The following is a 13,362-nucleotide window of genomic DNA, read 5'->3' on the forward strand; positions in this document are numbered from 1 at the left end:
GCGCACCCCGCCCCGGGTCGTCAGCGGTCGAGCACGAGGAGGGCGGGGGGCGGGGTGGTGAGGAGGCGCGGGGCGGACTCCGTGCAGACGGCCACGTCGGCGAGGCGGGCGCCGAACAGGTCGGGGAGGTAGACGGCCGGTTCGAGGCAGAGCGCCATGCCGGGGGCCAGCGTGGTGGGGTCGGAGGGGGACAGGTGCGGCGGTTCGTCGCCAGCCAGGCCCACGCCTCTGCCGTAGTGGCCGGCGGCGAACTGGCCGTAGCCGGACTCCTCGATCGTCGACCGGGCGGACCTGGCGACGGAGGCGGCGGGGAGGGCCTGCCGTACACCGTCGAGGGCGGCGGTTTGAGCGGCGAGGACCACCGAGTACAGGGCGTCGAAGTCCTCCGGCGGCTCGGCCACCGCGAGAACCCTGGCCACCTCGGCGCAGTAGCCGTCCCACCGCCCGCGCACGGCGACCTGGAGCGCGTCGCCCGGGTTGATCACCCGGTCGGTGGGGCGGTGCGCGGGGATCGCGGAGTGCTCCCCTGCCGCCACCTGAACGCCCAGGATCTCCTCGCAGCCGCTCTCCAACATCGCCATCCGCAGGTGGCGGGCCATGGCCCGCTCGGTGGCCCCGAACCAGCGCCACTCCCGCGCCCGCGCCACCACCCCGTCCGCCGCCGCGGCCGCGCGGGCTACGGCGTCGAGCTCGCCCGGGTCCTTCCGCAACCTCAGAGGCGCGAGAACGGCTCCCGCCGGCACGAGCTCGGCGTCCACCGACAGTCCGAACAGCTCCCGCACCCGCATCTCCGGATCCACCCCGACCCGGCGGGCCGTGGCCGGGACCAGCGCACCGGGGTCGGCCGTCTCGGCGTAGTTCTCCCGCGTGACCACCAGGAACCCCTCGCCCCGCCCGCCCAGGAACCGGAAGTCGGGCGAGGGCCGCAGCACCAGCGCGTCCACCTCGGCCGCGGCCATGGCGACCCGCACCGCCCCCACCCGCTCAGCCGCCCCTTGGCCAAGCCCGCCCTGCCTCATCCCGCACACGAGCGGCCGGTCCTGCCTCGGCCCACGCTCCTGGCCGGGCCCGCCCACGGGAAGCGCGCCGCCAGGTGGACCGTTCTCGGGAAGCTCGCGCTGGGCGGGTACGTCCCCGGCCAGGCCGCCCTTCGCCGGGTTGCCCTCCGCCTGGCCGCCTTCCGTCTGACCGCTTCTGGTCGGGTCGCTTTCGGCGGAGGTGCCCTCGGGGGGTCTGGAGGGGCGCGGGGTGTCGGATCCCGGTCCGTCAGACCTGAGGGGGTCGGGCCCGGGGTAGGGGGTGGGGGTCACGTGGGCTCGTGGAGCCAGCAGGCGACCGGGCCGAAGTCCGGCTCCTTGTCGCGGCAGATGTCCATCACGTGCGGGCAGCGCGGGTTGAAGCGGCAGCCTCCCGGCGGGTCGGCCGGGTCGGGGACGTCGCCGGGCAGCTCCGCCGGCAGGGTGCCCTGGCCGTCGGGCAGGGGGATCGCGTTCAGGAGTGCCTGCGTGTAGGGGTGGCGGGGGTTGTCCCACACCTCGGCGGTCTCGCCGATCTCGACGATCTTGCCCAGGTACATGACGGCGATCCGGTCGGCGATCAGGCGTACCACGGACAGGTCGTGACTGATGAACAGCAGCCCGGCCCCCGAGTCCACGGCCAGGTCGCGCATCAGGCGGGCCACCTGCGCCTGCGCCGAGGCGTCCAGGGCGGAGATGGGCTCGTCGCCGATGAGCAGGCGGGGCTCGGCGGCCAGCGCGCGGGCGATCGCGATGCGCTGCCGCTGCCCGCCGGAGAACTCGTGCGGATGGCGATCGGTGAAGTCTCTCGGCAGGCCCACGCGTTCGAGCAGGTCGGCAGGGGTGGCGGTGCTGCCGCGCGCCACCCGCAGGCCGTCGGCGATCTGGTCGCCCACGCGCCGGCGCGGGTTGAGGGAGGCGTACGGGTCCTGGAAGACCATCTGAATCCCGGTCAGCGTACGGCGCCGCAGCCCGAGCGGCGTCACCGGCCGCCCCTCGAACCGGATGGCGCCCTCGGTCACCGGGTTCAGCCCGCAGACGGCTCTGGCCAGCGTCGACTTGCCGCATCCCGACTCGCCCACGAGGCCGACGACCTCACCGGCGCGCACCGTGAGGCTGGCCCCGGCGACCGCGCGGACGACGGGACGGCCGGGGGAGCGGTGCTCGACGACCAGGTCGTCGATGGTGAGCAGGCTCATGAGCGCTCCTCGTCGGGTGCGGGGGCGAGCGGACTCTCGGGCAGGGAGGCCAGGAGGGAGCGGGTGTAGGGGTGGTCGGGGGTGCGCAGGACGTGGGAGCGGGGTCCGCTCTCCACGATCAGGCCGTCCTTCATGACGCTGACCTCGTCGGCCACCGCGGACATCACCCCGAGGTCGTGGGTGACCAGCAGCACGGCCAGCCCCAGCTCGTCGCACAGCCCGCGCAGCAGCCGCAGGACGCCCGCCTGGACGGTCACGTCGAGCGCCGTGGTCGGCTCGTCGGCGATCAGCACCCGGGGCGAGCAGGCCAGCGCGATCGCGATGGCGATGCGCTGTCGCATGCCGCCGGAGAACTGGTGGGGGTAGCGCCCGTACGCCTCGTCGGCGCCGGGGATGCGGACCTTGCCGAGCAGTTCGACGGCCCGCGCCCGCGCCTCGGCCTTGCCCAGGCCGAGGTGGTGGCGCATGTGCTCGGTGAGCTGTCTGCCGACGGTGAGCATGGGGTGCAGGCTGGTGGCGGGGTCCTGGAAGACCATGGCGACCTCGCCGCCGCGTACCTTGTTGAGCTCTTTGGCGGACAGTTCGAGCAGGTTGCGGTCGTTGTGGACGATCGAGCCCGTCGCGCTCGCGCCGTGCGGGAGCAGGCCGAGGGCGGCCAGGCCGGTCATGGTCTTGCCCGAGCCCGACTCTCCGGCCAGGCCGTGGACGCGGCCCTCCCGCAGGGAGACGGAGACGCCCTTGAGGATCTGCCGTCCGTGGATGTCCACCTTCAGGTCGGTGATCTTCACAGTGCGCGCTCCTTGATGGCGCGGGCCGTGCGCGGGTCGAGGGCGTCGCGCAGGGTGTCGCCGAGGAAGTTGAAGGCCAGCACCACGGTCAGGATGGCCAGACCGGGGAAGGTCGCCACCCACCAGGAGTCGAAGACCTCCACGCCCGAGGCGACCATCGCGCCCCACTCGGGCGACGGCGGCTTGGCGCCGAGGCCCAGGAAGCTGAGGCCGGACAGGAGCAGCAGCGCGGTGCCGATGTCGAGCGTGGCCAGCACCAGGACGGGGCCGGTCACGTTGGGCAGCACGTCCACCCGCAGCGAGCGCCAGGGCGAGAAGCCGAGCAGCCGCCCGCTGAGCACGAACTCCCGCTCGCGCACGCCGAGCACGAGGCCGCGGGTGACGCGGGCGTAGGCGGGCCAGGCGACCACGAGTACGGCCAGCACCGCGTTGGTCAGGCTGGCCCCGAGCGCCGCGGCCACGACCATGGCCAGGATGACCGTGGGGAAGGCGAAGACCAGGTCGGCGATCCGCATGATGGTCTCACCCACCCACTTGCCGAAATATCCGGCGGCAGCCCCGAGCAACCCGCCGACCAGCACGCTCATGGCCACCAGGAGCAGGGTGAGCGGGATGGAGACGCGGGCGCCGTACATGACGCGGCTGAGGATGTCGCGGCCGAGCTGGTCGGTGCCGAACCAGTGCCCGGGGCCCGGCTCGGCCAGGCGGGGCAGGTCCTGGGCGAGCGGGTCGTGCGGGGCCAGGAACGGCGCGGCCAGCGCGATGACCAGCCAGGCCAGCGCGATGACGGCCCCGGCCACGGCCAGCGGCTGCCGCCACGCCTCGGGCACGCGCCGCCTGCGGGGCGCGAGCGGGTCACGCCTCAGAGCACGCCTCATTGCAGCCTCACTCGCGGGTCGATGATCCCGTACAACACGTCCACGATCAGGTTGATGACCAGGTACACGACGCCGACCACCAGGCCGACGCCCATCACCGCGGGCAGGTCGAGCGAGGTCGCGCTCTTGTACGCGTACTGGCCCACGCCCGGCCAGGCGAAGATCGCCTCGACCAGCACGGTCCCGGACAGCAGCGAGCCGAACGCCAGACCGGCCACGGTGATGATGGGCACCAGGGCCGAGCGCAGGACGTAGCGGAACAGGACCGTCCGCCCCGGCAGTCCCTTGGCCCGCGCGGCGCGCACGTAGTCCTGGCCCAGCACCTCCAGCACCGCGCTGCGGGTGAAGCGGGTCAGCAGGCCGATCGTGTAGAGGGCCAGCACCAGCGCGGGGGTGATGAGGTGGCCGACGGCGCTGGCGAAGACGTCCCACTGCCCGGTCAGCGCCGCGTCGAGCGTGTGCAGGCCGGTGATCGGCCCGGGCGCGGTCATGCCGGGGTCGATGCGGCCGCTGCCCGGGGTGAGCTGCAGGCGGTAGAAGAAGACGTAGAAGGCGAGCAACGCCAGCCAGAACGTGGGCACCGAGATGCCGATCAGGCTCAGCACCCGCAGCAGGTGGTCGGGCAGCCGGTCGCGGCGCAGGGCCGCCACGACGCCGAACGCCACGCCCAGCACCAGCGAGATCAGGATCGCCGCCCCGGCCAGCTCCAGCGTCGCCGGGACGAACTCGGCGAGGTCGTCGCTGACCGGGCGGTGGCTCTGCTGGCTGGTGCCCAGGTCCCCCTGGAGGATGCCCTGCAGGTGCAGCACGTACTGCTCCGGCAGCGGCTTGTCCAGGCCGTGCTCGGCCTTCCACTGCGCGACGATCGCCGGGTCGCCGAGCGCCCGCTGGCCCAGGTTGGCGGCGACGGGGTCGCCGGGCACCATGTTGGTCAGCACGAACGTGACCAGCGTGATCCCCCAGGCCAGCAGCAGGGCGATGAGGATCCGGCGGATCAGGAACCGGGCCAGGGGGTGCCGGGCCCGGGTGCCGGTGGTCTTCACTTCACGCCGAGGTCGGCCACGTCGACGGTCCAGACCGGGTGGTACTCCAGGCCGGTCACCGTGGCGGCGGTCACGATGTTCTGGCTCGGCTGGATCAGCGGGACGAACGGGCCGCCCGCGTTGAGCTTGGTCTGGACGTCCTGGTAGACGGTCTTGCGGGCGTCGTCGCCGATGGTGGCCGCCGCCTTGTCGCCGGCCGCCTCGATCTCCTTGGCCGCGCCGGGCTTCCAGCCGGCGCGCAGGCCGACGGTCTTGCCGGGCAGGAAGGCCAGGTAGTCGCTGGGGTCCGGGTAGTCAGGGCCCCAGTACCACAGGCCCATCTCCTCCTTGCCGTTGCGGTAGTTGTCCAGGGCGGTGGCGACCGGCGCGGGGGCCAGTTCGACCGTGATGCCGACCTCCTTGAGGTTGGCCTGGATGCGCTCGGCCAGCGGCTGGAAGGACAGGCCGTTGACGGTCAGCTCGCTCGGGTACTCCAGCTTGACGCTCGGGTTGGACAGCCCGCTGGCGGCCAGCGCGGCCTTGGCGCCCTCGACGTCCCGCTTGGCGGCCTGGTCGGCGGGCAGCGCGCCGAGCAGCTGCGACGGGATCACGCCGGGCGCCTGCGTCGAGCCCTCGCCGGCCAGCTCCAGCAGGCCCGCGTAGTCGACGCCCTTGCGCACGGCCTCGACGAACTTGGCGTTCGTGGTGGTCTTGCTGATCTCGGAGTTCTGGTTGGCCAGCAGGAAGATGACGTTGGCCGAGGCGGTCTTCTTGACCTGCAGCGTGTTCGGCATGCCGGTGACCTGGTCGCCGGACAGGTTGAGCGCCACCTGGCTGTCGCCGCGCTGGACGTTCAGCTTCTGCGTGGCCGCCTCGACGTTGCGGATGACGACCTTGTCGTAGGCGGGCTTGGTCCCGTAGTACTTCGGGTTGGCCTTGAGCACGACCTGGCTGCTGACGTTGAAGGACTCGATCGCGTACGGGCCGGAGCCGAGCGAGGCCGAGTTCAGGTACTGCTCCGCCTTGTCCTTGGCGTCGGTGGTCGCGCCGTGCTGCTGGGCGACCTTGCTGTTGATGATCCCGAGCGCCGGGTTCGGCAGGATGAACGGCAGCGCCGGGTTGGCCGTCTTCGACGTCAGCTTGATCGTCGAGTCGCCGTCCTTGGCCACCTCCACGCCGTCCAGCAGGAACGACGGGGTGCCCTTCATGTCGCGCACGCGGGTCAGCGAGAAGACCACGTCGTCGGCGGTGACCGGGGAGCCGTCGGCGAAGACCGCGCCCTGCTTCAGCTTGAGCGTGAGCGTCTTGCCGTCCTGCGACAGCTCGTACGACTCGGCCAGCGCGGGGACGGGCTTGGTCACGTCGGGGCCGTCGAAGGTGAGAAGTGTCTCGTAGGCCGCCTTGCCGATGATGAGGCCGGTCGGCTCGTAGGTGCGGCCCGGGTCGCCGGTCTTGAGGTCGAAGGAGGTGTCGATGACGAGGGTCTTGCCTGCCGCGGCGCCGCCGGCAGCGGGGGTCTTGGAGCCGCCGCTTCCGCAGGCGGCGAGGGCGAGTGCACCGGCGAGCAGTACAGCCGCCGTCTGCGAGCGGGTCGCCATGGGTCCTCCAGATATTCTGTGAAAGTTGTCGTGGATTGTCCGGCAGAACGTCCAGCCCGTGTCACGTCGGTGAGACGGTTTGTCGAGGAGTGTGGTACTGGTGGCGGAAATTTCCAGAAATGGTGGAGAGAGTGGGTTGCGCTCTGGACGGATCGGCATCGGCCTGGAGCTGGACGCCGTCCATTTGAAGATCCTGCAGGTCCTGCGCGAGAACGGCCGCATCTCGGTCGCCGCGCTGGCCGAGCGGGTGGGCATCTCGCGGGCGAACGCCTACACCCGCTTCGAGGCCCTGCGCGCCGACGGCGCCATCAAGCGCTTCACCGCCGAGATCGACCACGTCAGGGCCGGGCTCGGCATCACCGCGCTCATCTTCGTGACCGTGCGGCAGCAGATGTGGAAGCAGTTCCGCGCGGAACTGGCCCGCATGCCGGAGGTGGAGTACTGCGCCATCACCACCGGGCAGCACGACGCCATGATCCAGGTGCGGGTGTCGGACGTGGCCGAGGTGCACACCCTGGTCACCGACCGCCTGGCCGGCATCCCCGCGGTCAAGGCCACGGAGACCGTCTTCATCCTGGACGAGGTGCTCAAGCGGCCGTACGTCCTGCCCAGCGACGGACCGCGCCCGCAGCGCCGCCAGGCGCCCGACCCGAGCCCGGCCGAGGTGCCGCTGGGCAAGATGCGCTTCGTCGGCGCCGCGGAGGGCCGCGCCGCCCTCAGGAAGGAATGAACCTAGCGGGCCGCGACGGCTTCGATGCGGGAGACCCCCTCGGCCACGCCGTCCTCGGTGGCCACCTCGGCGGCGACGGCGCCCGCCGTACCGGACAGCTCCAGGGCGGAGGTGAACGCGGCGGCCACCTCCGGCGCGCGCGGCCTCCCGCGCAGCGGCGGGGGCGCGACGCCCAGCCGGTGCAGGCGGTCGGCCCAGAACGGCTGGTCGCCGAGGAAAGGGCGGACGACCTGCGGGACCCCGGCGCGCAGGGCCGCCGCGACGGTACCGATGCCGCCGTGGTGCAGGGCCACGGCCACCCGCGGCAGCAGCCAGTCGTGCGGCGCCTCCTCGATCACCAGGACGTCCTCGCCGTCCTCGCCGGGGCTCAGGCCGCCCCAGCCCGTCGCCAGGATCGACCGCCGCCCGGCCAGCCGCGCCGCCTCCACGACGGTCGCCGCGAGACCGCGCGGATCACGCCCGACCATGCTGCCGAACCCCGCGTAGACCGGTGGTGGCCCCTCCTCCAGGAACGCGGCCAGCCGTTCGGGCGGGGTCCAGTCGCCGGCGGCGGGCAGGGTCCAGAAGCCGATCGGATCCGCCTGCGGGGGCCAGTCGGCGGGCGCAGGCAGCAGGCGGGGGCTCCACGCGTGCAGCACCGGCCCGGCCGCGATCAGTTCCGCCGCCGGGCGGAAGCCCTCGCACAGGCCCAGGACCTCCGTCCGCCACGTGCGCACCACCGAGCGGTAGGGCGCCTCGACCGCCGCCGCGACCCGCCAGGTGGCCCGGTTGACGGCGGGCGGCAGCCGTACCGGGAGGATGGGGGAGGCGAAGGCGGCGGTCGGCACGTACAGCGGCAGGAGCAGCCCCGCCAGCGACGGGATCCCGGCCTTCTCCGCCAGATAGGGCCCGCCGAGCGCCTTCGGGTGGTAGACGATCACGTCGAGGCCCGGCTCGATCAGCGCGGCCTCCTCATCCAGCACCCGGCGCACCATCGGCTTCACCGAGCGCGCCGCCGTGATGGCCGCGCCCGCCCCCTGCCCCTTGACCTGGTCCTGAAGGTCGAGCATCTCGTCGGGCAGCGGCTCGAAGGCGATCCCGTACGGCGCCGCCAGCGACCCGAACCGCCGCGGCCCCGCCACGACCGGCTCGTGCCCGGCGGCCAGCAGCCCGCGCGCCAGCGCGACGTACGGCTGCACGTCCCCCCGGCTGCCCATCGTGAGCAGGAGCACCTTCACGTTTTTCCACTACCCCGGCGTGTCCCGCCCGAAGCCGGAGCCATCGTGCGGTCACAGTGAGTCATGGCCGAACGCCGCCGGTTGTTGACCGCCCTTCAGCACGTGGCCATCATGGCCGGACTCGTCGCCCTTTACTACCTGGTCCCGCTGGGCGACGGCTCCAACGTGGCGCGGCTCGGGGGCGCGGCCGGGCTGTTCATGCTCGGCGTGCTCGTGCTGGTCTGGGTGTTCGGCCGGCACACGATCGCGGTCGCCCACCACGACAAGCAGGCCAGGCTGCGCACGCTCCTGCTGCTGGTGTACGTGGTGACGATCTTCTTCGCCCTCGGCTACCTCATGGTGGCCACGATCGACCCGGCCCAGTTCGCGGGCCTGCGCACGCGCACGGACGCCCTGTACTTCACCGTCTCCACCATCGCCACCGTCGGCTTCGGCGACGTGCACGCGGTCGGGCAGCTGGCCCGCGCGCTCGTCGCCACGCAGATCATCTTCGACCTGGTCATCCTCGCGTCCCTGGTCGGCGCCTACCGCGCCGCCATGGCCCGCGAGGAACGCTAGGCCCACTCCCACCGGACGCCGTGCACGCCGGGCCGTACCTCGACGTCGGCGATGTGCACCGAGTCCCAGCCGCTCAGCCGTAACTCGCCCACGTCGGCGGGCGGGGTCGCGGTCGTCGGCTGGTGCGTGCGGAAGCAGCGCACCGGCGTCGTCCCCGGCGCGAACTGCACGGTCAGCAGGTACGCGTGCGCCGGGAAGCGGAACCAGCGGTTGTAGAACAGCGCCTGCGGCCCGCGCTTCCTGTAGCGGAACTCGTACTCCACCACATAGGTCTCCCCGGCCGCCAGGGGCCGGTCGAACAGCAGCTCCAGCGCGGTCAGCCCGGCGGGCTCGTCCTTCTTGACCCGTCCCAGCCTGCAGAAGGACGCGGAGAAGTCCTCGGGCAGGTGCGAGCGCTCGTTGTAGTGGATGGCCACGTGCCGGTCCACGCCGTCCGAGCGGGCCTGGAAGACCGCCCGGGTGCGCACCGAGCGCTCGTCGCGGTCCGTCCCCGTGGTGATGTGGTCGTGGTAGGACAGCAGCGCGAGCTGTCCGTCGGTGACGTTCTTGATCTCGCCGAGGAGCCGCTGCAGGCTCCCCGCTTCAGGGCACAGATCGCGGTACGGCACCGCGCCCGGCACATGGCTCACCCAGCGTCCCCTCGGCCTGGGCGGACCCAGGCTGGCGATGAGAGTGTCGCCCGGCAGGGCGAGGATCTCCTCCAGCGCGTGGAGCGCCCGGAGCGACTGCGATCGCTCCGGGCGGCACTTCCCGCGCTGCCAGTTGCTGAGGCTGGCCAGGCTGACCTTGATGCCGCGCTGGGACAGGCGGGCGTGCAGGCGCTCCAGGCTGAGTCCGCGCGCGGTGATCGCGTCACGGAGAAGGCGGTCGAAATGCTGATCCATCGGGACAACTCCCCGGTTTCAGGAGTGATCAGCCCGAATTTACAGCGCATGTGTCAGAAAGTCAGGCTCCACGCGTCGATGTAGCCCGAGTGATTGGAGTCGACGTCCTTGACCCGTAGCCGCCAGGTGCCGTTCGCGGGCGAGTCGGCGGCGTTCTTCGTGTACGTCTCGTGGATGATCGTGCCGTCGTCGGCCGGTGCCGGATCGCGCAGCCGGTAGACCACGCCGGTCGGGCCGACGAGGTCGAGCTGCAGGTCACCGCGCCAGCCGTGGTGGACGTCGGCGTAGACGCTCAGCGTGGCGGGGGCGTTGCCCGGCACGCCGGTGACCGTGATCGGGGACTCGGCCTGGCCCAGGTCGGCGACGTCGACGTTGGCCGCGTTCTCGAACGTGCGGCCGCCGGGGGTCTCCGTGCCGTAGTTCTGGATCCAGTCGCCGACGTAGCGGGTGGTGGTGCCTCTGCGGGCGCCGCCGCCGTACGCGCTGGAGCCCTCGAAGTAGGTCCAGCCGCCGATGGTCTTGTCCTGCAGCGGGACCCACGAGGAGCCGCTCTTCAGCGCGAAGTGCACGTGGTTGCTGCCCGCCGAGCCGCCGCAGGGGATGCGGGTGCTGGTCAGGCCGAGGTAGTCGCCCATCTGGAGCTGGGTGCCGTTGGGGCGGATCTCGTTGAGCAGGTGGTAGTACTCGGTGGTCCAGCCGTTGTCGTGGATGATGCGGATGTGCCCGCCGTTGGAGCAGACCCAGTAGGCGCGGCCGGACTGCGCGGCGAGCACGCTGCGGTCGCTGGCCCGGCTGTCGAGGTCGATCGAGCTCCACGGCCTGGGCTGGCCCGACCAGCCGTGCGGTCCGCCGATGATCTTCCAGGAGGCGCCCTGCTGGTAGGGCAGGGACAGGCCGGTGGGGGCGGCCTGGGCCTGGGTCTGGGCCTTGGTGTTGGCGGCGAAGGTACGCTTCTCGCCGTCGCTGACCACGGAGGTGGGCGCCCGCTGGGCCAGGGCGGCGAACTCGGGCGTGCCGTCCAGACCGGCCTTCCATCCGGCGGCGGTGCGCTGGGCGACGAACAGCCAGCCCTCGGGGTAGGCGCCGTCGATGTTGGGCGCCTTGATCACCGAGGAGCCGAACACCCAGTCGCCCCGTGAACTGCGGCGCTGCACGTTGACTTCGGTGCCGGCGCCGGCGGCCGCGAGTTTGGAGCCCTCGGCCTGGCTGCGGGCGGTCATGAGCTGGACGACGGTCGAGTCGAGGTCGGGCTGGGCGGTGGGGGCCGCCGCGCCCATGGACGCGGTGGAAAGGACGATGACTGCGAAAACGGTGGATAAGCGGTGCCTCATCGAAGGCTCTCCTTCTCACTCCGGAGGCGGTCTCTCGCCGTGTACCGTCCACCAGCCCGCGGCAGGGCAACAACCACCCTCCGCGGCGGCCGGCCCAATTCCCTGATAAATCCGCTTTCAACGCTGAAGACGGCTGATGTTCTGGCAGGTCGGGCGCGTGGGCGCTGCGGCGGGGATTGAAGTTTCAGCGTTGAGGCCGCCGACGGAGATTTCCTGATAACGCCCTCGCGGCCGCAATGCCTGCCGTACCTTCCTAGTCACGATATGCAGGCATGCGGATACGGATGGTGAGGTCGGGATGCGGCGGTCCATACGGGGGAACCGGATCCTCGCCAAGCCCTACCGGGACCTGGTCCTGCTCGGCTACCTCGCCCTGCCCGCGACCGGCGGCGAGGACCGGCGCCTGGCCTGGGCGCACCGGCTGGCCGCCGCCGCCGTGGCCCGCCACGGCAGGCTGGACGAGGCGGGCCTGCGCCGCGTGTTCCTGCGCAGGGTGCTGCGGCTGCGCCTCATGCCCTGGTCGGGGCGGCTCGGGCCGGTCGAGGTGGTGCCCGTCGTGGTGTCCAGGTCCGACGTCGCGCTCCTGCGCGAGCTCAACGGCCTCACCGGCGCGGGCCGCGCCGCCTACGCGATGCTCCTGCTGGAGGGCCGCCCGGCCGCCGAGGTGGTGGAGATCCTCGCGGGCGCCGGAGCCGCCGACCCCGGTGGCGCGCTGGCCGAGGCGAGGGCGGTGGAGCAGGCGCACGGCATCCTCACCCTGGACCCGACCGTCGCCCGCGTCTACGGCCGCCCGCTGCGCCGCGCCCGGATCGCCTTCGCCGCCCTCCTCCTGCTCGGCGCGGTGGCCGTGGCCGCGCCCGACCTGGGCTCCGGCGGGCCGGTCAGCGCCGCGCCGCTGCGGGTCGAGCGCGCCGAGGCCGGCGCCTGGCGCGCGGGCACCGACCTCACGCTCGCCTCCTGGCCGCCGCGCGGCTCGCTCACCGGCGACGCCGAGCTGGTACGGCGGGCCCAGCGAGCCTGGGGCTCCGGCCCCGTCCAGCTGATCTACGCGGGCGAGCTGGACGGAACCCGGATCGTCCTGCTCCGCCGCCACGACCGGATCGCCCGCTTCACCACCGGCCAGAACCCCGCCACCGGTCAGCCCTCCACCGGCGGGCAGAGCGTTACGGCCGCTCAGGGCGCCTCCATCGGGCAGGGCAACCCAGAAGCGCATGGCACTCCGGGTGGGCAGGGCGCCGCAGGGGAGCGGGACGGGCTGGAGGTGTTGCCCGCGCCTCGGGTCAAGCCCGACGGCGCGAGCCCGCTGAAGCTGCTCGCCACCCCGCGGGGCAACCGCTACCTGGTGCCCCCGTGGGTGACCGAGGTGTCGGCGGCGGCTCTGCCGGCCGGGGAACCACGCTGGCGCAAGATCGCCCTGAAGGACGGGGTCACCGCGGCGATCACCTCCGATGCCACGGGATCGGCCGCCTCAGGGCAGGGGTGCTGGCGGGGGCCGGTGCTGCGGCTGCGGGCGCCGGAGATCGCGCACGGCATGCCGTACACCATGCTGGACTTCGGGAGGTTGTCGTCGGCGAGTGCCACCTACCAGCCGCCGCCACCGGCCGACGTGAACCGGTACGGGCCCTGGGAGCTGGACGCGCTGGAGGAGGGGTTCGGCGCGTGGCGGGCGCTGAGCTGCGTGCTCGACCGGCCCTCGGGGGAGATCCAGGCGGCGACGTTGTGGGAGTTCTGGGCCGGGAGGCTGCCCGAGGGGGCCGGCGGGCGGTGGATGTGCCTGCGGCTGTCCGACGCCACGGGCGGCAACGTGGTGCGGGCGGTCCTCCTCACGCGGCGCGGCGGGCGCGTCGTGGGCGCCGCGACCGCGGCCAGGACCGGCACCTGGGACTGCAGCCGCCTCGGCCGGGACGTGGTCGCGGGGGTGAGGTGGACGGCGCCCTCCGGCAAGCGGTACTTCGTGAGCGCGGGCAGCCGCCGCGTCGCCCGGATCACGCTCGACGGCCGCGAGAGCACCGGCCGGTACGCCGCCAAGGCCACCGGCTCGGCCCCCGCCCTGTCGGCCGTCAACGAGAACGGCGACAAGGTGCCCGTCCTGAGGTGATCGGCCGGCCTCGTGTAGAGTGAGTTGGAAATTCAAACTCACT

General features: G+C 72.8%; 12 protein-coding genes. 3 read left to right on the forward strand and 9 right to left on the reverse strand.

The features are described 5' to 3' along the window. Positions 1-20: 20 nt before the first annotated feature. Genes ACIBI5_RS41675 through ACIBI5_RS41700 form a run of 6 tightly spaced genes read right to left on the reverse strand, consistent with a single transcriptional unit; the run spans position 21 to position 6,501 of the window. Positions 21-1,310, reverse strand: coding sequence for a M24 family metallopeptidase (locus tag ACIBI5_RS41675; protein ID WP_397255391.1), 1,290 nt, complete (start codon positions 1,308-1,310; stop codon positions 21-23). Then, entirely contained in the window at positions 1,307-2,215 is a 909-nt protein-coding gene (locus ACIBI5_RS41680; protein WP_397255393.1) for an ABC transporter ATP-binding protein, read from the reverse strand. The genes ACIBI5_RS41675 and ACIBI5_RS41680 overlap by 4 nt, the downstream gene beginning before the upstream one ends. Next, complete coding sequence (locus ACIBI5_RS41685; protein WP_397255395.1) at positions 2,212-3,003, reverse strand: ABC transporter ATP-binding protein; 792 nt, start codon at positions 3,001-3,003, stop codon at positions 2,212-2,214. The genes ACIBI5_RS41680 and ACIBI5_RS41685 overlap by 4 nt, the downstream gene beginning before the upstream one ends. After that, positions 3,000-3,881, reverse strand: coding sequence for an ABC transporter permease (locus ACIBI5_RS41690; protein ID WP_397255397.1), 882 nt, complete (start codon positions 3,879-3,881; stop codon positions 3,000-3,002). Before ACIBI5_RS41690 ends, ACIBI5_RS41685 begins: the two co-directional genes overlap by 4 nt. After that, positions 3,878-4,924: an ABC transporter permease gene (locus ACIBI5_RS41695; RefSeq protein ID WP_397255399.1), complete on the reverse strand. Its 1,047-nt coding sequence runs from the start codon at positions 4,922-4,924 to the stop codon at positions 3,878-3,880. Before ACIBI5_RS41695 ends, ACIBI5_RS41690 begins: the two co-directional genes overlap by 4 nt. Then, a complete protein-coding gene (locus tag ACIBI5_RS41700; protein WP_397255401.1) occupies positions 4,921-6,501 on the reverse strand; it encodes an ABC transporter substrate-binding protein in 1,581 nt (526 codons plus the stop codon). Before ACIBI5_RS41700 ends, ACIBI5_RS41695 begins: the two co-directional genes overlap by 4 nt. A gap of 136 nt (positions 6,502-6,637) precedes the next feature. Here ACIBI5_RS41700 and ACIBI5_RS41705 point away from each other — a divergent pair, with 136 nt between their 5' ends. Continuing rightward, positions 6,638-7,231, forward strand: coding sequence for an Lrp/AsnC family transcriptional regulator (locus ACIBI5_RS41705; RefSeq protein WP_246509277.1), 594 nt, complete (start codon positions 6,638-6,640; stop codon positions 7,229-7,231). 2 nt (positions 7,232-7,233) lie between these two features. On the opposite strand, the gene ACIBI5_RS41710 is transcribed toward ACIBI5_RS41705, so the two are convergent. Next, a complete protein-coding gene (locus ACIBI5_RS41710) occupies positions 7,234-8,448 on the reverse strand; it encodes a glycosyltransferase (protein ID WP_397255403.1) in 1,215 nt (404 codons plus the stop codon). A gap of 63 nt (positions 8,449-8,511) precedes the next feature. Between ACIBI5_RS41710 and ACIBI5_RS41715 the strand changes: the two genes are divergently transcribed. Beyond that, on the forward strand, positions 8,512-9,006 hold the full coding sequence (locus tag ACIBI5_RS41715; protein ID WP_397255405.1) for an ion channel: 495 nt from the start codon (positions 8,512-8,514) through the stop codon (positions 9,004-9,006). On the opposite strand, the gene ACIBI5_RS41720 is transcribed toward ACIBI5_RS41715, so the two are convergent. Further along, positions 9,003-9,890: a multiprotein-bridging factor 1 family protein gene (locus ACIBI5_RS41720; RefSeq protein WP_397255407.1), complete on the reverse strand. Its 888-nt coding sequence runs from the start codon at positions 9,888-9,890 to the stop codon at positions 9,003-9,005. The genes ACIBI5_RS41715 and ACIBI5_RS41720 overlap by 4 nt on opposite strands. Positions 9,891-9,943: 53 nt before the next feature. Further along, the gene (locus ACIBI5_RS41725; RefSeq protein ID WP_397255409.1) at positions 9,944-11,221 is read right to left on the reverse strand and encodes a proprotein convertase P-domain-containing protein; all 1,278 of its coding nucleotides are present in this window, start codon (positions 11,219-11,221) and stop codon (positions 9,944-9,946) included. Positions 11,222-11,519: 298 nt separating this feature from the next. Here ACIBI5_RS41725 and ACIBI5_RS41730 point away from each other — a divergent pair, with 298 nt between their 5' ends. Beyond that, positions 11,520-13,319: a hypothetical protein gene (locus tag ACIBI5_RS41730; protein ID WP_397255411.1), complete on the forward strand. Its 1,800-nt coding sequence runs from the start codon at positions 11,520-11,522 to the stop codon at positions 13,317-13,319. The last annotated feature ends 43 nt before the right edge of the window (positions 13,320-13,362 follow it).

Source organism: Nonomuraea sp. NPDC050540, from assembly GCF_044457485.1.
In the GTDB taxonomy this organism is placed as follows: Bacteria; Actinomycetota; Actinomycetes; order Streptosporangiales; family Streptosporangiaceae; genus Nonomuraea.